Origin of the sequence: Mycobacterium sp., from assembly GCF_049280035.1 — a bacterium.
Taxonomy (GTDB): Bacteria; Actinomycetota; Actinomycetes; order Mycobacteriales; family Mycobacteriaceae; genus Mycobacterium.
In genome coordinates this window covers 1-22906 of the sequence record NZ_JBAPPI010000639.1, presented here as the reverse complement: position 1 = coordinate 22906, position 22906 = coordinate 1, and the positions used below count along the sequence as shown (strand labels likewise).

Here is a 22906-nt window from a genome sequence, read left to right as displayed (position 1 = left end):
GAGCCGATGATCTTCTACCGCGATCCGATGCAGCTGATGATGCATCTCGGCGAGAAGCACGGCGCCGAGGCGATCACCGGCATGGCCGAGTTGATCGCGTGGAGCCAAGGCCCGGCGAAAGCGCTGGGGCGATTCGAAGTGCGCACCCCGCCCAAGACGCTGGATCAGATGTACGGCTGTGCAGCCAACGAAGCCGAACGCAGGGCCATTCATCAGATGCTGTTCGGCTCGGCGATGGACGTCATCGACCGCTACCTGCCGGACAACGACAAGCACGCAATTCTGCGCGGCATGCTGGCGTTTCTTGCCGTCAACTCCACCTATCGGGGCCCGTACACCCCCGGCAGTGCGACCTGCCTGGCCTTTGCGCTGGCGGTGCCCGACGACAGCACCGCGATGATGACCAAGCTCGCCGGCGGTATCGGAGCGCTCACCGAACATTTGCACTCCCTTTTCGTCTCGCACGGCGGTGAGATCCGCTTCCGGACCAAAGCCGAGAAGATCCTGGTGGATAACGGCCGTGTCACCGGCGTACGCCTCCGCGACGGGTCCACAATCAGCGCGCCCGTGGTGCTGTCCAACCTCTCTCCCGATCTGACTCTCAACGATCTTGTCGGGGCCGAACACCTGACGCCGGAGTGGATCGACCGGCTGAGCGACCGCGACCATCGCGCGGCATTTGTCCAAATACACTTCGCGCTCGACGGCCTGCCGCAGTTCGCGCCTCCCTATGAACTGCTCAACGAACCTGGCATGCAGCAGTCCATCGGTATCTTCGGCTCACCCGAGGAACAGCAACGCCAGTGGGAGATGTGCACCCACGGCTTGTTGCCCGACAACCCCTCGTTGGGAATGCAGATCCCGTCCTGCACGGATCCGGGCCTGGCCCCGCCAGGCAAGCATGCCGCCAGCGCATTTGCCTATGCCTTCCCGGTCGAAGCCAACCGTGACCAGCATGGGCGCTTGAAAAATGAGATGGCGCAACGTGTTATCGACAAGATCAGCCGCATCGCGCCCAATTTTCGCGACATCGTCATCCGGCATATCACCTTCGCGCCGTACCACATGCAAACCATGTTCGGCGCCCCGTCCGGCGATTTCTGCCACGGACTGCTGCACCCGGATTTGATGGGACAAAACCGCCCCGGGCCCAAGGGCTTTATTGACCTGCCGATCCCGGTCGATGGGCTGTACCTGGCAGGCGCTGGGTGTCACGGCGGCCCGGGTATCACTTTCACACCCGGCTACAACGCCGCGTATCAGGTGCTCGACGACCTGGCGTCTTGGCATCCGCAGCCCGCCAATTAGTGAGTTTTGTGACATATGTGACAGCTGGCATGCTCTGGGAATGACCGACCAGGAAAAGCGGTCGCGGAGTGACGCAACACGCGCGCCCGATTCGGTCACATGACCGTCGTTTACGTAAACTGCATTACGTCACCAACCGCCCCCAGGGAGCCGCCCTACCGTGACCGCTCAGTTGCCAGTAACCGAGGAAAACCCGCCCGGCGAAGAATGCGGTGTATTCGGCGTCTGGGCCCCCGGCGAGCAGGTCGCCAAACTCACCTATTTCGGGCTGTACGCGCTGCAGCACCGAGGCCAGGAGGCCGCCGGCATTGCCGTGGCCGACGGGTCCCAGGTGCTGGTGTTCAAGGACCTCGGCCTGGTTAGCCAGGTTTTCGAGGAGCAGACGTTGGCGGCCATGGAGGGCCACGTCGCGATCGGGCACTGCCGATACTCCACCACCGGCCAAACCACGTGGGAGAACGCGCAGCCGGTGTTCCGCAATACCGCCGCCGGCACCGGAGTGGCGTTGGGGCACAACGGGAATCTGGTGAACAGCGCCGAGCTGGTCGCCCGCGCCCGCGAAGCGGGATTGGTCAACACCAGGTTCCCCCGCGCGGCCACCACCGACTCCGACATGTTGGGCGCGCTGTTGGCCCACGGCGCGGCCGACTCCAGCCTGGAACAGTCGGCGCTGGAACTGCTACCGACAGTGCGCGGTGCGTTTTGTCTGACGTTCATGGACGAGAACACCCTGTACGCCGCACGCGACCCGTACGGCGTGCGGCCGCTGTCGCTGGGACGACTGGACCGCGGCTGGGTGGTGGCCTCCGAAACCGCCGCTCTGGACATTGTCGGCGCCTCGTTCGTTCGCGACATCGAGCCGGGGGAGTTGTTGGCCATCGACGCCGATGGCGTCCGGTCGACCCGCTTCGCCAATCCCGAACCCAAGGGCTGCATTTTTGAGTACGTCTACCTGGCGCGACCGGACAGCACGATCGCCGGCCGGTCGGTGCACGGCGCCCGGCTCGAGATCGGTCGTCGGCTGGCCCGCGAATGCCCGATTGACGCCGACCTGGTGATCGGCGTTCCGGAGTCCGGCACACCAGCCGCCGTCGGCTATGCGCAGGAGTCCGGCATCCCCTACGGGCAAGGCCTGATGAAGAATGCCTACGTCGGGCGCACCTTCATTCAGCCGTCGCAAACCATCCGCCAGCTCGGTATCCGGCTGAAGCTCAACCCGCTCAAAGAGGTCATCCGCGGCAAGCGGCTCATCGTCGTCGATGACTCGATCGTGCGGGGCAACACCCAGCGCGCTCTGGTCAGGATGCTGCGGGAGGCTGGCGCCGTCGAGGTGCATGTCCGCATCGCCTCGCCGCCGGTGAAATGGCCGTGCTTCTACGGCATCGACTTCCCCTCGCCGGCTGAGCTGATCGCGAACGCCGTCCAAGACGAGGACGAGATGCTCGAAGCGGTGCGGCATGCCATCAACGCCGACACGCTCGGATATATCTCGCAGCGTGGTTTGATCGCCGCGACCGAGCAACCCACCTCGCGGCTCTGCTCGGCCTGCTTCGACGGCAAATATCCGATCGAGCTGCCCAGCGAGACCGTGCTGGGCAAGAACGTTGTCGAGCACATGCTTGCCACCACCGCGCGGGAAGCCGTGCAGGCCGACATTGCGGCCCGCGAAATATCGCCGGAGGCGGAGCAGGCCTCCGCGTTGCGCCATCCCTAGCTCAGCGGACAGGTGGCCGATACCCGTGTTCGCCGCCGACCGGTAGCCTTTATCGACGATGGCCGACCTTAAAAAGAAGTCCGGAAAAGACCCGGCTTCGATATCTGACCCGGGCGTCACCTATGCATCGGCCGGCGTGAATATCGAAGCCGGGGACCGCGCTGTCGAACTGTTCAAGCCGTTGGCGTCCAAAGCCACCAGGCCGGAGGTGCGCAGCAAGCTTGGTGGATTCGCCGGATTGTTCGCGCTCCGAAGCGATTACCGCGAACCGTTGCTGGCGGCATCCAGCGACGGGGTGGGCACCAAGCTGGCGGTCGCACAGGCGATGGACAAGCATGACACCGTCGGCCTGGACCTGGTGGCGATGGTGGTCGACGACCTGGTGGTCTGCGGCGCCGAGCCGCTGTTCTTGCTGGACTACATCGCCTTGGGCCGGATCGTGCCGGAACGGCTCAACGCGATCGTCGGCGGTATCGCCGCAGGCTGCATGCGGGCAGGTTGCGCGCTGCTCGGCGGCGAAACCGCCGAGCATCCCGGTCTGATCGAGCCGGACCACTACGACATTTCAGCCACCGGCGTGGGCGTGGTCGAAGCCGACGACGTGCTTGGCCCCGACCGGGTCAAGCCCGGAGACGTCCTCATCGCGATGGGGTCATCGGGTCTGCATTCCAACGGCTACTCGCTGGCCCGCAAGGTGCTGCTAGAGATCGACCGGATGAATCTGGCCGGTTACGTCGAAGAGTTCGGCCGCACACTCGGCGAAGAGTTGCTCGAGCCGACCCTCATCTACGCCAAGGACTGCCTGGCGCTGGCCGCCGAAACCCAGGTCCGGACGTTCTGCCACGTGACCGGTGGCGGGTTGGCCGGCAACTTGGAACGGGTCATCCCGAACGGGCTGGTAGCTGAGGTCGATCGCGGCACGTGGACGCCGGCGCCGGTCTTCGGGATGATCGCCCAGCGCGGCCGGGTCTCCCGCGCAGAGATGGAGAAGACCTTCAACATGGGTGTCGGCATGATCGCGGTGGTGGCGCCGGAGGACACCGACCGGGCTTTGGCGATCTTGACCGCCCGGCATTTGGATTGCTGGGTGGTTGGCGCAATCAACAAGGGCGGAAAAGAAGGCCCACGAGCCAAGCTCGTGGGGCAGCACCCGCGATTTTAGAAATCAACTTGAACCGATAACGATGCAGGCCAGAAATGGCCGCTGGCGGAGCCGAAAAGTTTCAGCGGCGCCAGTCGCCTTCGGCACTCCAGGGGTCTTCACCGTCCTGCTGGTCGGCGTCGTCATCACCCGACCCGGACAGCTCGCGCTGAAGCCGCTCGAAATCGGTCTGCGGTGAGCTGTACTTAAGTTCTCGAGCAACCTTGGTCTGCTTCGCCTTAGCCCGGCCGCGGCCCATGGGGGGACCCCCTCGCGCAATAACGGAGCGGCCCAACGAGTAGGCGGCTCCGATCTTTTGTCTTTATTGTCCTGCCGACAGCTTACCGTGCCCGATGGCGGTCTGCTGTTGCGCCCCGCACCCCGTGCAGGACGCCGCACGTACGGTCATCGCGTCGTTCCGCGTAGTCGCTCTACGGCCACCCGACCGGCGCCGGCCGCGTCGACTGGCGGCAGCGAGTCGACGTCGATCACTGCGGGCACCTCGGCGTCGCCGCCGGTGATCAGCGCGGTCTCGGCCGGTATCCCCCGCTTGAGTAGCGCGAGCGCCACCGGGCCTAGATCGACGTGCTCGACCACGGTTCCAAGCCTGCCCACGCCGCGACCGTTCGCCAGCACCGCGTCACCTGTAGCGGGCCGGTCCGCCGACCCGTCCAGGTGCAACAACACCAGCATTCGGGGCGGTTTGCCCAGGTTATGCACCCGCGCGACGGTCTCCTGACCGCGGTAGCAGCCTTTGTCGAGGTGGACCGCGCCCAGCCCCGGACCGCCGATCCAACCCACTTCGTGCGGGATTGTGCGTTCGTCGGTGTCGACGCCGAGCCGTGGGCGCACGGCCGCTACCCGGTGCGCTTCGTAGGTCCACACTCCGGCTGGGCGCAGCCCCGCCTGCGTCAAACGGCGCTGCAAGTCGGCGGACTCGCGTCGGTCGACCAGCACGTCCAGCTCGACCTGCCCGGTTTGCGCCCCAATCATCCGACGCACGAAGCCATTACCGGTCATCGGCACGGCGGTCATCTCGGCGGGCAACGCATCCAGTCCCAGCGCCTCGAGCACCGCTGGTTCACCGAGCTTTGGCCCCAGCAGCGAGAGCACGGCCAGGTCTGCGGGCGCAGGAATGACGTCCGACCAGAACACCATCTTGCGTAGATAGTCCAACAGCGGCTCGCCCCGCCATGGCTCGGTGTCGAGATAGCTGACGCCGCCGAGCTCGGTTTGGATCCAGTGGTCCTCGACCCGTCCCTGCCCGTCCAGGCTGAGGTTTTGCGTGCTGGCGCCATCAGGAAGATCGCTGACCTGCTGGCTTGAGATGTTGTGCAGCCAGGTCTGCCGGTCGGCGCCGGTCAGTGTGAGCACCCGCCGGTGCGAGCGATCGACCAGCACGGCGTCGGTCTCGGCTGCCCGCTGCTCGCCCAGCGGGTCGCCGTAATGCCAGATCGCGCCGGCGTCGGGACCGGTGTCGGGGGCGGGAACGGCGGACACACACCAACTCTACGGGTCTACGGCGTTAGGCTTCTGGTCCATGACGGGCCACCCGGGCGTGGTCGTCACGCTCGACGGTGAGGTACATCCGCCGGGAACGCCACTCCTGTTCGCCGACGACCTCGCCGCGGTGCGTGGCGACGGCGTATTCGAGACGTTGCTGGTTCGCGGCGGCAAGGCGTGCCTGGCGGAGGCCCATCTGGGCCGGTTGAGCCACTCGTCGAAGCTGCTGGACCTGCCGGAGCCGGACCTGACGAGCTGGCGGCACGCGATCGACCTGGCAGCGCGGCAGTGGTCGGCGGATACCGCGGACGAGGGTGCGATGCGCTTGGTCTACAGCCGCGGCCGGGAACGCGGCTCCGCGTCCACCGCCTACGTGACGGTCAATCCGATCGCCGACCGGATCACTGCCGCCCGTCGCGACGGGGTGGCCGCGGTGACGCTGCCCCGCGAGCTGCCCGCGACCGGTGTCGAGGCGATGCCGTGGCTGCTGGCCGGCGCCAAGACGCTGTCCTACGCCATCAACATGGCGGCGCTGCGACATGCCGCCCGGCAGGGCGCCGGTGACGTCATTTTCGTCAGCTCGGACGGCTACGTCCTGGAAGGCCCGCGGTCGACGGTGGTGATCGCCGTCGGTGGCGCCGTAGCCGGGGGCGATGTGTGCCTGCTGACTCCGCCGCCGTGGTATCCGATCCTGCGCGGGACCACGCAGCAGGCGCTGTTCGGCGTCGCCCGCGCCAAAGGCTACGACTGCGACTATCGTGCTCTGCGTGTCGCTGATCTTTTTGCAGCGCAAGGAATTTGGTTGGTGTCGAGCATGACGCTGGCGGCTCGGGTCCATACGCTCGACGGCCGGGTACTGCCGAGCGCCCCGATGGCGACCGAATTCGCCGGACTTGTCGACGCCGCCATCGTCAGCGATCGCTGAAATCGGTTGTCGGCGCGGCGCTGACCGGGTACGGTCGGCCGTACACAGGGAAGGAGGTGGTCCGCGAAATTGATAGCTGAATGGACTTGTGAGGTGGCTGCACGCTAGCTGTACCGGGCGAGGAATCACCTGCGCGCGCTGGCGAATTCCCCGCAGCCACCCAGCCCCCGAGCCTCCGGTCTGTCCAACCAGGAACTATGGCTCGGGGGCTGCCCATTTTTTGGGGTCCAGGCCCCAACTCCAAAGGCTCTCTGCGGCAGCCGATATGCGGTTGTCCAGGTGTGACGAAGGCGCCGGCCCCGCCGTTACGGCGTCACCTTGGCGGCCATCTGATCGGCGATTCGGCTGCCTTCGTCGGTGATTTGGGCTGCGCACGCCACGACGTCGATGACCACATTGGACACCGCGCTCAGCGCGTGCTGGCAGGCGCGGCCGCCGTGGAGCTGCGTGTGCACCTGCGTAATCTTTGGGGGGGCCCCGGTGGGGTTCGCGAAGTTCCAGTGAAAGATTTTGTTAGGCGTGCTCACCGTCAGGAGTTGGCCGACGCAAGCCTGCCATTTGTCCGCAGATGTCCTCACGAACGCGAGGGCTTGTTCGGCGGATGGAAAGCTCACCGCGGCTTCGTAGACAAAGTGGGGAGGATCCTCCGCGCCCAGCTGTTGCCCGCGTACCGCGGTATAGCCGCTGCCCTGATACACCGAACTTTGGATGGCCGCGTACGCGCCGAGGCAGTCCGGGTTCGACAGCGTCCCCGGGGGAGCGCCCATCTGCTCCGCTTGGTTGCTGGGTTGCATGTTTGAGGCGCCCATGACGGCGTTGATATCTGCGGGGCTGAGCAGAATCGAGTTCAGGTTTGCGGATGGCGTCGGCGCGGCAGCTGGGGTGTTCGGTGCCGGTGCGGCAGCTGGGGTGCTCGGTTTCGGTGACGGTGTGGGGCTCGGCCGTTGGGTGACGAGCACCATTACCACCGCGACCGCGACGACGACCGCTAGTCCGGCACCGGCCGCGATCACTAACCGCCTGCGGGACGCCCCACCCTGATCCGAAGCGGGCAGGCTTCGTCCAGTCGAGGGCAGCGCGGACGGTTTGGCGCCGCCGAGATGCTCGGTGGCGGTGCCGGTTCGTGTCGGAGTCGTCGACCCGCCAGCGGCCCCAGCTGGTTGGTCGGGTTCTGTGGATGACGCTGCTGCGGTTGGGGACTTCGTATCGACCGACGCCAGCAGGTTGTCGATTTCGCTTCGGGTGCGGTAGGTGACATCGCTTCGGTCGCGCAGCGTGCGCAGCAGGCGGGCGATGTCGTTTCGGGCCGTGGGATCGTCGCCGTCTTCTTCGAGTCCGGATTTCAGCTCGGTCAGCAAGTGCGTTTGCTGGCGGGGGTCAAGATCTTGCTCGGCGAGGGTGCTGCTGAGCCGCATCAGGTAAGCGAACGGTACTGATGGTTCGTCGGGCAGCGGCGAGGGCAGCGGATGCTGCTGGGTCGCTAACGCGTGCACCGCGGTGACCAGCTGGATACCGGCGTCAACGCTCGGGTTTTGGTAATCGATAACCTGAAGCGCCGCAAGCGGATTGGCCCGCATGCTGTCGACCGGGCCGATCCGAACAGGAAGGATCGGTCGCTGCAAGGCCTTCGCGTAGCGTAATTCGGCCTGACATGGCTTGGACTCCAGCAAGTGATTCGACAGTGCGACGACGAAGACCTCGCACGAGCGGATCTGCTCAAGGATTTCGTTCCACCAGGCTTCGCCGCCGCCCAGCTCATCATCGAACCAAACCTGTTGGCGGGCCCGCCGAAGCGCTGTCGTCAGGGGCTCGATGGCCGACCTGTCTTGACTCGAGTAGCTGATAAAGAGCCCCATAGCACTCTCCCCTCGGGCACGGGGCGAACAGGCGAACTGCGATGCGACGATAACGCATCTTCGCTGCGGCCGGGCAGCATTCGGCTGCAGCTGCCAGCGCGGTGCTAGCCGGCGAACCGCGAAAGCCGCGCCGACAAGTGCGGCACCAACCCCCCGTCGGCGTCCACCCGTTCTTCGACATAGGCCAGGTCGCCGCCCTCGACGATGCCGTAGAGCCGCTTAGCGCCGCCGACCAGCACACCAGACCGGCTGCGGGCCAAGGCATCGGTGACCAATTCCCACGACGACTGGTTGAGCGGCCGCCCGTAAAACAGCTCGACATAGCCAGCCGAGTGCGCCAGCAGCAACTCGATGGCGTGTGACTCAGTCGGGTCGTGTGGGTCGTTCACGAAGCGCCAGTAGCCGGTTTCCCGTAAGTCGGATGCTTGGTAATCGCCGGAATCGGTAAGCCGCCAGGAACGTGCTTCCCAGTTGAGATAGTCGCTGCCGTCGTGTGAGACCACGATCTGCTGTCCGAACCGGTAATCGCCGTCGGCTCCGCGGCCCTCGCCTTCGCCGCGCCAGACGCCAACCAGCGGAAGCAAAGCCAGCAGGGCGTCGTTCAGGTTTGCGCCTTCGCGCAGGTTCGCGGTGTCAGCGGGAATAGGCAGGTCGTCGAAGACCGGAATGTTGCGAGCCGCGGTCAGCTTGGCGCGTTGGGCGGCTGCGGCCACGGCAGGGTTCAAGCGCCACTCCTCCGCATCGCTTCGCTCCGCATCGTCGCCGGCACGGTCCCCGGAACCAGGCGGGTGGACCGACTCGTCATCGGCGTCGGCGCTGGAGGTCATGCGCCACTCCTAGGCATCGCTGCGCTCTGCATCGTCGCCGGCTGGGACTTTGCGCCACTCCTCCGCATCGCTGCGCTCTGCATCGTCGCCGGCGCGTCACGACTCGTCGGTGATCAGCCGATACAGCGTGTACAGCGCGAACCAGGAGATCGCCACAACTGCGGCGACCAGAATGATCTCGAAGAACAAAACCACGGCAACGAGTCTAGACGGCGGCGGCGTTACGACTGGCCGGGGAGACCGTCAGGCGATCTTTACGTCGACCTCGTGGATCCCCGCGCCCGACGGGCTCACCACCGCGTCACCGTTACCGGCCGCCGACAGTGCGCGCAGCGTCCAGGATCCGGGTGCGGCGAAGAATCGGAAGTCGCCGGTGGCTGATGCGACGACCTCGGCGGTGAACTCGTCGGATGAGTCCAGCAGGCGCACGAACGCGCCGCCAACGGCCTGGCCGTCTCTGTCGACAACCCGACCGGTGATCACCGTCTCCTTTTCCAGGTCGACGCTGGCCGGCAACGTCTGTCCTTGCTTTGGTGCAGAGCACATATCAGCTTCCCAACTCGATCGGGGCGCCCACCAGGGAGCCGTATTCCGTCCAACTGCCGTCGTAGTTCTTGACGTTTTTGTGGCCGAGCAGTTCCTGCAAAACGAACCAGGTGTGCGACGACCGCTCACCGATTCGGCAGTAAGCAATCGTTTCCTTCGACCCGTCCAAACCGGCGTCGGCGTACAGCTTGGCCAAGTCGTCGTCGTACTTGAAGGTGCCGTCCTCGTTGGCGGCCTTGCTCCACGGCACGTTGATTGCGCCGGGGATATGGCCGGGCCGCTGGCTTTGCTCCTGGGGCAGATGGGCCGGCGCCAGGATCTTGCCGGAGAACTCGTCCGGGGAGCGCACGTCGACGAGGTTCTTCACGTTGATCGCGGCGAGCACCTCGTCACGGAACGCCCGGATGCTGTTGTCGGGCGCCTCGGCGGTGTATGACGTCGCGGGCCGGTTCACCTTCTCGGTGGACAGCGGCCGCGCGTCGAGCTCCCACTTCTTGCGGCCACCGTCGAGCAGCTTGATGTTGTCATGGCCGTACAGCTTGAAATACCAGTACGCGTAGGCGGCGAACCAATTGTTGTTGCCGCCGTAGAGGATCACGGTGTCGTCGTTGGCGATACCGCGGTCACTCAGCAGCTTGGAGAACTGCTGGGCATCGACGAAGTCACGCCGTACGGGGTCTTGCAGCTCGGTACGCCAGTCCAGTTTGACCGCGCCGGGGATGTGGCCGACGTCGTATGCGCTGGTGTCCTCGTCGACTTCGACGAAGACGGTGTTCGCGGCGTCGAGATTGCTCTGGGCCCAGTCGGCGGAGACCAGGACGTCGGAGCGTGCCATGTTGGGGATCCTTTCGGGAGTTACGCGGCCTCAGATGCCCTAGTGGGCTTCAGATGCACGACGAGCGGGTAGAGCTGGCAGCCCAGGCAGATGCCGAAGGCCGCGTTGAGGAAAGCCGCCACCAGTGCCGCGCCGGTGGCGATGAGACCGACCAGTGGCGCACCGACGGCGAATCCGGCCGCGCCGATCACTGCGAAGATCAGGCCGACCAGTTGGGCGAACTTCAGCGGCGGCACCGGCTCACGCTCTCGGACCGGTCCCAAACGCGGGGCCACCACATTGGCGAACACCACTCCGTAGGGATGACGGCGCGGGCCGGCCACGGCGCCGATCGCGAAGACGACGGCCTGCAGGCCCAGAATGACCGCGGCGGCCAGCGAGCTGATTCCCGATACGACGAGGGTGATCACCAGCACAACAGTGGTGATCCAGGCGACGAATCGGGGCCCGCGGACATCGACCTGATCGATGGAGCTGGTGCTCGACATGATGGTGCTCCTAGCTGCTCTGTGCAGGGGTATGGGGGGCGCGCGCCATGGTGTTTGTTCCTGGCTGCTCCGAGCGCGGCGCGAAAAAGCGCGGCTACTCAGCAACTACAACAACAGCAGCAACCCGCGACGCGGCACAGATCGACTGCGCGGCGCTTGGTGAGCAGGAGCTCAACGCGGGCGGACACGTCGGACAGCTTACCCAATGGCCACACCATCAAGCCAACAGCGGAGTCAACGCCGACCGCAGGTCATCGGCTTTCGGCACACCCGCGGCGCGGTATCGCTGACGCCCCTGCGCATCGAAGATAAATGTGGTGGGCAGCGATAAAACTGAAAGACGTCGCGCGGCGGCCGGATTGGCGTCCATGTCGATTTCCACATGCGCGACCTCACCAAGGTCGTCACACACCTGGGTAACCACGCGGCGCACGTGGGTACACGGTGAGCACCATGGCGCGCTGAAATGCACGACGGTCGGCCCATCGTCGGACAGGCCCAAGCCGCTGGTGTCCACTTCGCCGGCCGCCCGAGAATCGGTCGGCCGGACCGCACCGGTACGCCGGGTCAGCAGCCAGCCGACGACGGCGGCCGATGCCAGCGCGGCCACGACCGCCACGATGGATGGAATCATGCCCGGTTAAACCCGTCGAGAGTGATGGTTAATCCCGTGGTGATGCCCTCGATGATCACGTCGGAGCCGCGGGCGCCCTGGCTCGTCGGCGCCACCCCGAACGGAAGTCTTTGGTCGGGCAGCTTGCCGGCAAATGCGGCCAGCACCGCGTCGCGCTTGTCGTCGGGAACCTTCTGGTTGGCGGTGTTCGGGCCGGTCAGCACACCGGTGGGCGTGAACACCAGCGTGGTTTTGTCCTCGCCGGCTATCGAGAGGTCGACGGCGACGCTGACCTGTTTGTCGAAGTGGGCCGATTTCGGGGTGCCGGTGAACACGAGGCCGTGGCTCCCGGAGATCCCGGATTCGGTGGTGCCGCCGGTGGCGTCATTGGTTTCCTGCTGCGGCGCCTCGACCATTAGATCGTGGATACCCATGTAGCGGCCGAGGTGCAGCGAGTCGATGATGATCCGGCTCTCCAGCTTGCCGACCCGAAGCTTGGCGCTGGGTCGGATCAGCCACGACGTGTCGGTTAAGTCGATCGAATGCATGGTCGCCTCCAGCGTGGCTTTCCCGATCACTGGACGGTCGACTGCGCCGGCCTTGATTTCCACCTCGTCGTAGTGGTCGCGCATCGCTTGCGGGATCACCGGGAAGCCGAGGATCGCGATGAATGGGTCGAAGCCCAAGTCGGCTGCCTGCCGCACGCTGCGGGCCAGTCGATATTCGGCGTAGATGGTGGTCCCGAAGTCGACGCCCGCGGCTCCCACGAGCACGATCACGACGGCCAGCACCACCGCGACCGCAGCGACCAGCACCTTACGCATCCGCATATTGTGGCGTACCCCGCGGTAGGCGCCGCGCTGGATCGGATTGCCGGTCTTCGTCGTCACCGCGCTGAAGACCAGGGTTCACGCTATCGTTAAATAACCTGGCCGATAACTTCACACCTCGCCATGAATTTGGGAGACGCCTTTCCCACGACGCTGGAGGGGCTTGTTGGATCTACTACTGCTGACCGCGGAGCCGCATCCGGACGTGGTCCTACCTTCGTTGTCGCTGTTGGCCCACACCGTGCGCACAGCGCCACCCGATGTTTCTTCGCTGCTGGAAGCAGGTAGCGCGGACGTGCTGATCGTCGACGCGCGACTTGACCTACCCGCGGCGCGTGGACTGTGCCGGTTGCTGAGTTCGACGGGCCGCTCGCTTCCGGCGGTAGTCGTGGTGAACGAGGGCGGCCTGGTGGCCGTTAACGCGGATTGGGGCCTGGACGAGATCCTGCTGCCCAGCACCGGGCCCGCCGAGATCGATGCCCGGCTGCGACTGCTGATCGGCCGCAAGGGCAGCCTGCAGGACCAGGAAAGCGTCGGCAAGATCAGCCTCGGCGAACTGGTGATCGACGAGAGCACCTACACCGCCCGGTTGCGCGGACGTCCGCTGGACCTCACCTATAAGGAGTTCGAACTGCTGAAGTACCTGGCGCTGCATGCCGGCCGGGTGTTCACCCGGGCCCAGCTGTTGCACGAGGTGTGGGGATACGACTTCTTCGGTGGCACCCGTACGGTCGACGTGCACGTGCGCCGGCTGCGGGCCAAACTCGGAACGGAGTACGAGTCGCTGATCGGCACGGTACGCAACGTGGGCTACAAAGCGGTCCGTCCGAGCCGCGGCCGGCCACCGACCAGCGAGCCCGCCGCCGAGGACGACGAACCCGATGCACAGAGTCGCCAGGAGCCGCTGGTCGATCCGTTGCGCAGCCAGTGACGTCACCCCAGTGGCGGGCGGAGCTGGCGGCGGAGGAGCAGCAGCAGATAGGTGAACTCGTCAGCGCGGCAGGTGACTTCGATGAAGTGGCACCTGTCGGCGAGCAAGTTCTGCGAGAGTTGGCGCATCGCCGCACCGAGCACCTGGTGGCCACCGGTGGCCATCTGAGCGGCCGCGAACGCGTGATCGGTTATCTGAATCTCTCCTCGGGACCCCAAGATGGGTTCGGCATGGCGGAGCTGGTGGTGCATCCGCAAGCCCGCCGCCGCGGTATCGGCACTGCGATGATTCATGCCTCGTTGTCGAAAACCGCTGGGCAAAACCGTTTTTGGGCGCACGGCACGTTGGAGTCAGCGCGGGCGACCGCCTCGGCATTAGGTCTGGTACCGGTTCGCGAACTAGTTCAGATGCGCCGCTCGCTGCACGGCATCACAGAGCCGTCCGTACCCGACGGGATCCGCATCCGGAGCTACGCCGGCACCGCCGACGACGCCGAACTGCTGCGGGTGAACAACGCTGCATTCGCGCAGCACCCCGAACAGAGCGGCTTGACGGCGACTGATCTGGCCGAGCGACGCGCCGAGCGGTGGTTCGACCCCGATGGGCTGTTCCTGGCCTTCGACGAGCAGACGGACGCGCTGCTTGGCTTCCACTGGACGAAAGTGCACCCCGACGAGCCGGGTCTGGGCGAGGTTTATGTCGTCGGCGTTGATCCGTCGGCGCAGGGCAGCGGTCTGGGTGGGCTGCTGACATCGGTGGGCGTTGCCTTCCTGGCGCGGCAACTGGCCACAGCAGCCCAACCTACGGTGATGCTCTACGTCGAGTCGGACAACACCGCCGCGCTAAGGACCTATCGGCGCCTGGGATTCACTCAGCACAGCGTCGACACCGCCTATGCGGCGGCCACATCCGGTCCGACCAGCGGCGGCACAGGCGCCCGCTGAGCTGTTCACTGGCCGTTCACGTGGCTGCGGGATACCGTCTACGCCCGCCGCATAGTTTGCGGGTAACCGCGGCACCCACTGTCGGGAGGTTCGGACGCGGACAAAATCATTGAGAAAGCGAGATCGGTGAAGCTCGACCCGGTGCGCAGAGCGCTGATGGCCGCGGTGTCGACAGCGCTGATCCCGGCCCTGCTATCGACCGGCTGTGGCAGCGATGACAACCTGCACGGCATGTCGGCACCGACGGGGCCGGTGAACTGTGCGGGCAAGCCCGACCTGACCGCCGAGGGATCCACGGCTCAGCAAAACGCCATTGCCTTGTTCAACAAGGACTGGGCTGAGCTGTGCTCCGGTAAGCAGCTGGCGTACAACCCGACCGGGTCGGGCGCCGGGCGTGAACAGTTCATCGCCGCGCATGTGGATTTCGCCGGCTCGGACTCACCGCTGAGCCGCGACCAGATCGATCCGGCCGCCGAGCGCTGCAACGGAAATCCGGCCTGGCATCTGCCGATGGTCTTCGGGCCGGTCGCGGTTGCCTACCACCTGGACGGTGTCAAGAAACTGGTTGTCAACGGCGATGTGCTGGCCAAGATCTTCAGCGGCCAAATCTTTAATTGGAACGACCCGGAAATCGTCGCAGTCAACCCCGGCGTGGCGCTGCCCGACACCAAGATCTGGCCGATCTACCGATCGGACTCCTCGGGTACCACCGACAACTTTCAGAAGTACCTGGCCGCGGCCGCGCCGAAGAGTTGGACCAGGGGCACCGGCAGCGAGTTTCAGGGCGGCGTGGGTGAAGGCGCGCAGAAGTCCGCCGGTGTCATCCAGGCCGTGCAATCCACGTCCGGTGCCATAGGGTATGTCGAGAAAGGCTTCGCCGACCAAAGCGGTGTGCCGTACGCGCAGATCAACGCCGGCAGCGGTCCGGTGGCGCTCACCGATGACGCGGCCCGCAAGGCCATCGACATCGCCACCTTCGCGGGCCGGGGCAACGACTTGAAGCTGAATCTGAAATCGCTCTACAGCACGAAAGAGGCCGGTGCATACCCGCTGGTGCTCGCCACCTACGAGATCGTCTGCTCCAAGGGGTATGACCCCGCGACTACCGCCGCGATCAAGTCGCTCTTGACGGTGGCCGCCAACAACGCCCAGAGCGGTCTCTCGGCCGCCGGGTATGTTCCGTTACCGGATAGGTTCAAACAGCGCCTGGTCGCCGCGATCAACGCGATCCAGTGATCGATCCGAGTGACTTGTGGCCGAAGTCTTTTGCTCGATGGGAACACCGTGACGACACCAAATCCAGCCGATGCCGGTTCGGGTGAGGTCATCGCCGCGCCTTCCCGCGAGTCCTCAGCTGTCCCCACCTTGCTCTGGGGCAGCACCAAACCCGGTCGTGGTGACCGGCTCTTTCGTGGCCTGTCGACGGGTTCCGGCGTCCTGATCGTCGTTTTGATTGCCGCCATCGGAGTGTTTCTGCTCACGCGTGCGATCCCAGCCCTGGCACGAGACCGCGAAAATTTCTTCACCTACGGCGGCAACTGGGTCACCACCAATACGTCGGCGATGCGTTTCGGCATCTTCGACCTGCTGCAGGTCACGGTGTTCGTGGCGCTGTTCGCCCTGATCCTGGCGATGCCGGTGGCCCTGGGCATCGCGATTTTCCTCACTCAGTACTCACCGCGCCGTATCGCCGGGCCACTCGCCTATGTGGTCGACTTGCTCGCCGCGGTCCCGTCGATCATCTACGGGGTCTGGGGTCTGTACGTGCTGGCGCCGCGGCTGCGACCAATCGCGACTTGGCTCAATGAACACCTGGGCCGGTTTTTTCCTCTTCGCGACGGGCAACGCCTCGGTTTCCGGGGGCGGCACCATCTTCACCGCCGGGATCGTGTTGGCGGTGATGATCCTGCCGATCATCACCGCGGTCACCCGCGAGGTGTTCATCAAAACGCCGCAGAGCCACATCGAGGCTGCGCTGGCGCTCGGCGCCACCCGCTGGGAGGTGGTCAAGACCACCGTGCTGCCGTTCGGACGCTCCGGCTACATCAGCGGCGCCATGTTGGGCCTGGGCCGAGCCTTGGGTGAGACCGTGGCGCTGCTGATCATTCTGCGCGGCACCCAGGCGGCGTTCGGCTGGTCGTTGTTCGACGGCGGCTATACCTTCGCGACCAAGATCGCGGCCACCGCATCAGAATTCAACAACCAGTACAAAGCCGGCGCCTACATCGCGGCCGGATTGGTGCTTTTCCTGCTCACCTTCGTGGTCGATGCGATGGCGCGCGCCGCTGTCGCCAGCAAGGACGACCGATGACGTCGATCCTGGATCGCCCACTCAAAGCGCGCACCTTCACCACCCTCAGCCTGCGCCGACGACTGGCCAACGGGATAGCGACCGTGCTGGTGACGCTGTCGGTGGTGGTGGCCCTGATACCACTGGTCTGGGTGCTGTATTCGGTACTGGCCAAAGGTCTTACCGCCGTCGGGTCAAGCGAGTGGTGGACGCATTCCCAAGCCGACATGACGGCGTTCTTACTTGGGGGCGGCGCCTACCATGCCATCGTCGGCACGGTGATGCAGGGCCTGGTGTGCGCGGTCATCGCGGTACCGATCGGCATCTTCGTCGCCATCTATCTGGTCGAGTACGGTGGCGGCACCCCGCTTGGCAAGCTGACCACGTTCATGGTGGACATTCTCACCGGGGTCCCGTCGATCGTGGCCGCGCTGTTCGTCTACGCACTGTGCATCGCCACGCTTGGCCTTCCCCGGTCGGGCTTTGCGGTGTCGCTGGCGTTGGTGCTGCTGATGCTTCCGGTGATCGTGCGCGCGACCGAGGAGATGCTGCGGATCGTCCCGGTGGACCTGCGCGAGGCTAGCTACGCGCTGGGCGTAGCCAAGTGGAAAACGATCACCCGGATTGTGCTTCCCGCCGGGCTGTCCGGCATCATCACTGGCGTCATGCTGGCGCTCGCCAGGGTGATGGGAGAGACTGCCCCGCTGCTAATCCTGGTGGGCTATTCGCAGGCGATGAACTTCAACATGTTCACCGGCTTCATGGGGTCGCTGCCAGGCATGATGTACGACCAGACCTCGGCAGGCGCGGGTGCCAACCGCATTCCTACCGACCGGCTGTGGGGCGCTGCCCTGACGCTGATTTTGCTGATCGCCGTCATTAATGTGGGGGCCAGGGTGCTCGCGAAAGTCTTTGCCCCCGAAACGCTAGGCAGGAGCTGGAGTGGCTAAGCGGTTAGACCTCAAGGACATCAACATCTACTACGGCGCGTTCCATGCGGTCGCCGACGTTTCGCTATCGGTTCTGCCTCGTAGCGTGACGGCATTCATCGGCCCGTCAGGCTGTGGCAAGACGACGGTGCTACGCACGCTGAACCGGATGCATGAAGTCATTCCCGGTGCCCGCATGCAGGGCAGCGTTTTGCTCGACGACGACGACATCTACGGCTCGGGGATCGACCCGGTGGGTGTGCGTCGTGCGATCGGGATGGTGTTCCAGCGACCAAACCCATTCCCCACCATGTCAATTCGCGACAATGTGGTGGCCGGGCTGAAGCTGCAGGGCGTGCGCAACCGAAAGCTGCTCGACGACACCGCCGAATACGCGCTGCGGGGTGCCAACCTGTGGGATGAGGTCAAGGATCGGTTGGGCCGGCCAGGCGGCGGGTTGTCCGGCGGTCAGCAGCAGCGACTGTGCATCGCGCGGGCCATCGCCGTGCAACCCGATGTGTTGCTAATGGACGAGCCGTGCTCGTCGCTGGACCCGATTTCGACGATGGCGATCGAGGACCTGATTGCCGAGCTGAAACAAGACTACACCATCGTCATCGTCACCCATAACATGCAGCAGGCGGCCCGGGTCAGCGATCACACCGCGTTTTTCAACCTGGAGTCGGTCGGAAAGCCGGGCCGCTTGGTGGAAATCGACGACACCGAGAAGATCTTCTCCAACCCGACTCAGAAAGCCACCGAAGACTACATCTCCGGCCGCTTCGGCTAGGTCTAGCCGGATTTGGCGACGGTTTCGTCGTCGGGGAAATGACCTGTCGCCTGGAAGATGACCCGGCGCGCCACCTCGACGGCGTGATCGGCGAACCTCTCGTAGAACCGGCCCAGCAACGTCACGTCGACCGCTGAGGCCACCCCGTGCTTCCACTCCCGGTCCATCAATACGGTGAACAGATGGCGGTGCAGGTCGTCCATCGCGTCGTCTTCTTCGCGGATGCGAGCGGCCTTTTCCGGGTCGAGGGATGACAGCACTTCTTGTGCGCTGTTGCCCAATTCCACTGCCACTCGGCCCATTTCGGCAAAGTACCCGTTGACCTCTTCGGGCAGAGCGTGCTGTGGATGACGCCTGCGGGCGATCTTGGCGACGTGCAGAGCCAGCGCCCCCATCCGGTCGATGTCGGCGACCATCTGGATTGCGCTGACGATCGACCGCAGATCGCCGGCGACAGGTGCTTGTAAGGCGAGTAATACGAACGCGCTTTCCTCGGCCTGGGTGCTCAGCTGTGCGATCTTCTCGTGGTCGGACATAACCTGCTCGGCTAGCACCAGATCTGCCTGCAGCAGCGCCTGGGTTGCGCGTTCCATCGCGGCACCGGCCAGCCCGCACATCTCGCCGAGCTGCTCGGAGAGCTCAGAGAGCTGTTCCTGGTAGGCGGTGCGCATATCGACAAGCCTACTTTCTCAATCGCCGGACCGGCATGAACCTGCATGAAGTGGGGTGTGAACTCGCGGTGAATGCCGGTTTGCATTCAAATCTTTGAGCATGGTTCGGCTATTCGCAGGTGGTGTCGGCGGCGTTGGTCACCGACAAGTCCTCCGGAAGTTTGGTCGCTGGACTGCTGGCGTTGCGGTCGATCTGCACACTGACCGATGACCCGCTCGGCGGCGGAGCGCCGACCGACGAGAAGTCCGGGCCGAGCACCACCTGCACCGTTTTCCCAATTCCGGTGACCCGCTCGACCTTTGAGTGCGCAAAAGTCGACGCGACGGTGGCGGCGGCCTGTTCGTTGCCGGGCGCGAAGAACACCGTGGTGGACTTCAACGAGCTCGGGTAGTCGTCCGGCGTCTTGACCTTGAAGCCGTGGTGCTTCAGCTGGGTGCTGGCGGTGGTGGCCAGCCCAGACTTGCTGGTCGCGTTCGACACCTGCACGGTGATGTTCTGCGGCGACGTCGTCAGGGCCTGCACCTGCTCGGGATGCGGCTCGGCCGACGGGCTGGTGGTCTTGGGTGCCTTGCTGGTCAGCGTCTTTGTCGGCGGGCTCGTCGTCGCGTTCAGGTCGTTTTCGCCGGGCAGCGGATCGTCGTTGATGATGGCATCGAAAAGCGCCCGCATGTCGGAAGTGCGCGGCGGCTCGTCGCCGTTTTCGTCGGTTTCGCCGGTCGGCACGGTCACGAAGGAGACGTGGCCGGCGGACATGCCCTGCACCGACTGGCCGAGCTGGACGAGGTCTTTGGTCTTGACGTTGTCGACGTAGCTGTTCTTGATGAACGTATTGACGACGTTGTTGAGCTTGTTCAGCGAAAAGAAGGTGTCCTGGGAGATCAGCGAACGCAGCAGCGAGGACAGGAAAAGCTGCTGGCGTTTGATGCGTCCGTAGTCGCCGTTGTTCTCCGTGGTGACCATGCGGGCTCGCACGTAGTTCAGCGCAGTTTTCGAGTCGATGCGTTGGCGTCCAGAGTGAGCCAGCACTGTGCCCAGTTCATAGTCTTTCAGCGGGGTGCTAGTGCACACCTCGACGCCGCCCAGCGCGTCGACCATCTTGGCGAAGCCGACGAAGTCGATGGCTATGAAGCGGTTAATACTCAGTCCGGACAGCTTTTGGATTTCTTTCACCAGGCACTTCGGGCCACCGAACGAGAACGTCGAGTTCAGCTTCGTCTCGGTGTAGACGTTTCGGGGACCGTATTTCTTGGTGTCGGCGTCATAGAGCGGGCCGTACTCGCCGGTGTCGGGGTTCCATGCTTCGCATTGGATCGGCGTGATCGCCAGGTCACGCGGAAACGACACTGCCACTACGCGTTTGCGGTTCGCCGGGATGTTGACCAGCATGACGGTGTCTGACCGCGCGCCGCCGGCGTCCTCGGTGTCGCCGGCGCCAATTTCACTGTTCGCCCCGGCCCGAGAGTCCATGCCGACGATCAAAAAGTCCTCGTCGCCGTATTGCGCATTGGGGTCGACGACGTCCCGCGACTGCGGGTCCAGCGCGCTGATCGTGTTGAGCCGGTGGTTTTTTGATGCGCTCCACTGCCAAGCGCCGCCGGTCAGCGCCAGTGCCAGCGCCGCAACCGCGGCGGCCATCAAGCGGCCGGCCAGCAGCATCGCGTGGCGTCTGCGCTTCGGCTTCTGCTTGGGATGTTCGTCAGCCGCGGGGTCGTCCACGGGCTGCACCGGTCGCGAGCGGACCGGCGTTTTCGGCAGCACGGTGGTCTGCTCCGCGTCGGCGCTGCGGCTGCGGCGCTCGGGTGGGCTCACTTCCAGGTCGGTTAGCGCAAAGGCATAGGCCGGGGACACGGCATAGGCGTCGTCGAATCCGTTGCCCCGCTCGTCGCCGGGTTGATTTGCATCCGGTTCTGGCGGCTCGGGGTCGGGGGCCGCGCGCCGATGCCGTGGCCTCTCCGCGGTCGAGCCGCCGACCTTGGCGATCAACTCGGCGACGGTGAGCCCACCATCGGTATGGCACCCGCGCGGCCCGTCGTCTTCGTCGTCGGCGGACTCGATTGGCGGCGACATGGACGTCGGTGTCGGCGGCCGCGACCGCCGATGGGCGACGGCCACGCCTTGCGATGGCGCTCCGAATCGCTCCCACGGCGCCGCACCTCGCGTTCCCGTCGTCGCTGCGGTAAGCCCTACATCGTCACCGTCGACACCCAAAGCGCGCGGACGGCCGGAAGAGGAGTCAGGAGTGGCTTTATCGGCGCCAAAGTCGCCGTCACTCATCTCCTACCGGCCTCCGAATCTAATGAGGTAACCCGCGTGTTGTGCGCGTACGCCAGCGCAGCTAAAGGCGGCCGAGCCTGTGGGGGCTTGGCCACCTGGCACGCGACGCAACAAGATCCACATGGTACTTAGGCATCGGCCGAAACGCGATCTCGGGATGTGCTGGATCGTCCGGCTCCTCCTCAGGCCGTTCCGGCCTGCATCGTCGCCGGACGTGCTCGGTTCAGCCGCCTGAGTGCATGATGTCGGCCCCTGCCGGCACCGTGCAGTCATCGCGGTCGACCAGCCAGCCCTCTGGCAGGGCGACCCGGGCGGGTGAGCCCTGGCGCCCACGCGGCCCGGTAGCCGCGGTCGGGAACGGCACGCTGGCGTCGAGCTTGTCCAGCAGAGTGTCGAGTTCGCCGCATGTTTTAACCAGCGCCAGAGCCCGTCGCAATTCCGATCCGGCGGGAAAGCCGTGCAGGTACCAGGCGATGTGCTTGCGGATATCGCGCATACCCTTGTCTTCGCCAAAATGGGCGACGAGCAGCTCCCCGTGCCGGCGAATGATGTTGGCGACCTGGCCGAGATTGGGTTGGGTGGGCGTCGGGCTGCCGGTGAACGCGGCCGACAGCTCGGCGAACAGCCACGGCCGGCCCAGGCAGCCGCGGCCGATGACAACGCCGTCGCACCCGGTGACGGCCATCATGGTCAGCGCGTCGCTAGCCTCGAAGATGTCGCCGTTGCCGAGCACCGGGATCGTCCGCACATGCTGCTTGAGCTGGGCGATCTGCTCCCAATTCGCAGTTCCGGAATAGCGCTGGGCCGCGGTGCGGGCATGCAATGCGACCGCGGCCGCGCCCTCGGACTCCGCGATCCGGCCGGCGTCGAGATGGGTGTGGTGTTCGTCGTCAATGCCGATCCGAAACTTCACCGTCACCGGGATGTCGGTGCCCTCCGTGGCGCGCACGGCCGCCCCGACGATCTGGCCGAACAGCCGCCGCTTGAACGGCAGCGCCGCCCCGCCGCCACGACGGGTGACCTTGGGCACCGGACAGCCGAAATTCATGTCGACGTGATCGGCCAGGCCTTCGTCGACGACCATTTTCACCGCCGCATACGTGGTCGCCGGATCGACGGTGTACAGCTGCAGCGATCGCGGCGATTCGTCGGCGGAGAACGACGTCATGTGCATGGTGACGGGATGGTGCTCGACGAGGGCGCGCGCCGTCACCATCTCGCAGACATAGAGGCCGCTGACCGTACCGACGCGCTCCTGCTCGAGCTCGCGGCAGAGCGTCCGGAATGCGACGTTCGTCACACCCGCCATCGGGGCTAACACCACCGGGCTGGCCAGCGCGATGGGACCGATGCGCATGGCTGGCTACCGCCGGCTCAGGCTGAGCTTGCCCTCGGTTTTGTGCAGCTGCTGCGCGGTGATCCGCAGGTCGCCCCTGCGCGCTTCCCGCTCGAGCTGGCGCTGTTTGGACACCTCGAACTTGTCGCAGGCC

22 protein-coding genes and 3 pseudogenes are annotated in these 22906 nt (G+C 65.3%); 10 read left to right on the top strand and 15 right to left on the bottom strand.

Annotated features, from left to right (window positions below; genetic code table 11):
• The 3 genes from WAN71_RS20635 to purM all read left to right on the top strand — a co-directional run.
• Positions 1 to 1308, top strand: a 1308-nt coding sequence (locus WAN71_RS20635) for a phytoene desaturase family protein (protein ID WP_422227108.1), incomplete at its 5' end; no start/stop codon positions are given.
• A gap of 160 nt (positions 1309 to 1468) precedes the next feature.
• Complete coding sequence (gene purF, locus WAN71_RS20630) at positions 1469 to 3022, top strand: amidophosphoribosyltransferase (protein WP_422227107.1); 1554 nt, start codon at positions 1469 to 1471, stop codon at positions 3020 to 3022.
• Positions 3023 to 3080: 58 nt separating this feature from the next.
• Positions 3081 to 4184: a phosphoribosylformylglycinamidine cyclo-ligase gene (gene purM / locus WAN71_RS20625; RefSeq protein ID WP_422227106.1), complete on the top strand. Its 1104-nt coding sequence runs from the start codon at positions 3081 to 3083 to the stop codon at positions 4182 to 4184.
• Positions 4185 to 4245: 61 nt separating this feature from the next.
• Here the strand turns inward: purM and WAN71_RS20620 are convergent, their stop codons facing one another.
• Together WAN71_RS20620 and WAN71_RS20615 are read right to left on the bottom strand one after the other, a co-directional pair.
• Complete coding sequence (locus tag WAN71_RS20620) at positions 4246 to 4422, bottom strand: DUF3073 domain-containing protein (protein ID WP_422227105.1); 177 nt, start codon at positions 4420 to 4422, stop codon at positions 4246 to 4248.
• A gap of 146 nt (positions 4423 to 4568) precedes the next feature.
• On the bottom strand, positions 4569 to 5663 hold the full coding sequence (locus WAN71_RS20615) for a YgfZ/GcvT domain-containing protein (RefSeq protein WP_422227104.1): 1095 nt from the start codon (positions 5661 to 5663) through the stop codon (positions 4569 to 4571).
• A gap of 58 nt (positions 5664 to 5721) precedes the next feature.
• Here WAN71_RS20615 and WAN71_RS20610 point away from each other — a divergent pair, with 58 nt between their 5' ends.
• Positions 5722 to 6591, top strand: coding sequence for an aminodeoxychorismate lyase (locus WAN71_RS20610; protein ID WP_422227110.1), 870 nt, complete (start codon positions 5722 to 5724; stop codon positions 6589 to 6591).
• A gap of 305 nt (positions 6592 to 6896) precedes the next feature.
• Here WAN71_RS20610 and WAN71_RS20605 read toward each other — a convergent pair whose 3' ends face one another.
• From WAN71_RS20605 to lmeA, 9 genes and pseudogenes are all read right to left on the bottom strand, one after another.
• The gene (locus WAN71_RS20605; protein ID WP_422227103.1) at positions 6897 to 8447 is read right to left on the bottom strand and encodes a sensor domain-containing protein; all 1551 of its coding nucleotides are present in this window, start codon (positions 8445 to 8447) and stop codon (positions 6897 to 6899) included.
• Between the two features lie 104 nt (positions 8448 to 8551).
• Entirely contained in the window at positions 8552 to 9274 is a 723-nt protein-coding gene (locus WAN71_RS20600; protein WP_422227102.1) for an FABP family protein, read from the bottom strand.
• A gap of 14 nt (positions 9275 to 9288) precedes the next feature.
• Positions 9289 to 9357, bottom strand: a pseudogene (locus WAN71_RS20595) (hypothetical protein); the annotation flags it as partial.
• A gap of 160 nt (positions 9358 to 9517) precedes the next feature.
• Positions 9518 to 9820 (bottom strand): DUF1416 domain-containing protein, encoded by a 303-nt coding sequence (locus WAN71_RS20590; protein WP_422227101.1) that lies wholly within the window; start codon positions 9818 to 9820, stop codon positions 9518 to 9520.
• Between the two features lies 1 nt (position 9821).
• Positions 9822 to 10655, bottom strand: a complete 834-nt coding sequence (locus WAN71_RS20585; protein WP_422227100.1) for a sulfurtransferase — start codon at positions 10653 to 10655, stop codon at positions 9822 to 9824.
• A 20-nt stretch (positions 10656 to 10675) separates the two neighbouring features.
• Positions 10676 to 11143 (bottom strand): DUF4395 domain-containing protein, encoded by a 468-nt coding sequence (locus tag WAN71_RS20580; RefSeq protein ID WP_422227099.1) that lies wholly within the window; start codon positions 11141 to 11143, stop codon positions 10676 to 10678.
• Positions 11144 to 11241: 98 nt separating this feature from the next.
• Positions 11242 to 11361, bottom strand: a complete 120-nt coding sequence (locus WAN71_RS20575; protein ID WP_422227098.1) for an Ms5788A family Cys-rich leader peptide — start codon at positions 11359 to 11361, stop codon at positions 11242 to 11244.
• A complete protein-coding gene (locus tag WAN71_RS20570) occupies positions 11361 to 11777 on the bottom strand; it encodes a thioredoxin family protein (protein ID WP_422227097.1) in 417 nt (138 codons plus the stop codon). The genes WAN71_RS20575 and WAN71_RS20570 overlap by 1 nt, the downstream gene beginning before the upstream one ends.
• Positions 11774 to 12586, bottom strand: coding sequence for a mannan chain length control protein LmeA (gene lmeA / locus WAN71_RS20565; protein WP_422227109.1), 813 nt, complete (start codon positions 12584 to 12586; stop codon positions 11774 to 11776). The genes WAN71_RS20570 and lmeA overlap by 4 nt, the downstream gene beginning before the upstream one ends.
• Positions 12587 to 12749: 163 nt before the next feature.
• Here lmeA and WAN71_RS20560 point away from each other — a divergent pair, with 163 nt between their 5' ends.
• The 6 genes and pseudogenes from WAN71_RS20560 (at position 12750) to pstB (ending at position 18470) form a co-directional block, all read left to right on the top strand.
• Positions 12750 to 13517 carry a winged helix-turn-helix transcriptional regulator gene (locus tag WAN71_RS20560; RefSeq protein WP_422227096.1) on the top strand — a complete coding sequence of 256 codons (768 nt, stop codon included), beginning with the start codon at positions 12750 to 12752 and terminating at the stop codon, positions 13515 to 13517.
• Positions 13514 to 14461 carry a mycothiol synthase gene (mshD, locus tag WAN71_RS20555; protein ID WP_422227095.1) on the top strand — a complete coding sequence of 316 codons (948 nt, stop codon included), beginning with the start codon at positions 13514 to 13516 and terminating at the stop codon, positions 14459 to 14461. Before WAN71_RS20560 ends, mshD begins: the two co-directional genes overlap by 4 nt.
• A 126-nt stretch (positions 14462 to 14587) precedes the next feature.
• Entirely contained in the window at positions 14588 to 15697 is a 1110-nt protein-coding gene (gene pstS / locus WAN71_RS20550; RefSeq protein ID WP_422227094.1) for a phosphate ABC transporter substrate-binding protein PstS, read from the top strand.
• 48 nt (positions 15698 to 15745) lie between these two features.
• A pseudogene (pstC, locus tag WAN71_RS20545) lies at positions 15746 to 16772 on the top strand (phosphate ABC transporter permease subunit PstC).
• Positions 16769 to 17701: a phosphate ABC transporter permease PstA gene (gene pstA / locus WAN71_RS20540; protein ID WP_422227093.1), complete on the top strand. Its 933-nt coding sequence runs from the start codon at positions 16769 to 16771 to the stop codon at positions 17699 to 17701. Before pstC ends, pstA begins: the two are co-directional and overlap by 4 nt.
• Positions 17694 to 18470, top strand: coding sequence for a phosphate ABC transporter ATP-binding protein PstB (gene pstB / locus WAN71_RS20535; protein ID WP_422227092.1), 777 nt, complete (start codon positions 17694 to 17696; stop codon positions 18468 to 18470). The genes pstA and pstB overlap by 8 nt, the downstream gene beginning before the upstream one ends.
• Before the next feature lie 2 nt (positions 18471 to 18472).
• On the opposite strand, the gene phoU is transcribed toward pstB, so the two are convergent.
• The 4 genes and pseudogenes from phoU to WAN71_RS20515 all read right to left on the bottom strand — a co-directional run.
• Positions 18473 to 19141: a phosphate signaling complex protein PhoU gene (phoU, locus tag WAN71_RS20530; RefSeq protein ID WP_422227091.1), complete on the bottom strand. Its 669-nt coding sequence runs from the start codon at positions 19139 to 19141 to the stop codon at positions 18473 to 18475.
• 109 nt (positions 19142 to 19250) lie between these two features.
• Positions 19251 to 21416: an LCP family protein gene (locus tag WAN71_RS20525; RefSeq protein WP_422227090.1), complete on the bottom strand. Its 2166-nt coding sequence runs from the start codon at positions 21414 to 21416 to the stop codon at positions 19251 to 19253.
• A gap of 223 nt (positions 21417 to 21639) precedes the next feature.
• Positions 21640 to 22773: a tRNA dihydrouridine synthase DusB gene (gene dusB, locus WAN71_RS20520; RefSeq protein ID WP_422227089.1), complete on the bottom strand. Its 1134-nt coding sequence runs from the start codon at positions 22771 to 22773 to the stop codon at positions 21640 to 21642.
• Positions 22774 to 22779: 6 nt separating this feature from the next.
• Positions 22780 to 22906 (bottom strand): annotated as a pseudogene (locus WAN71_RS20515) (acyl-ACP desaturase); the annotation flags it as partial.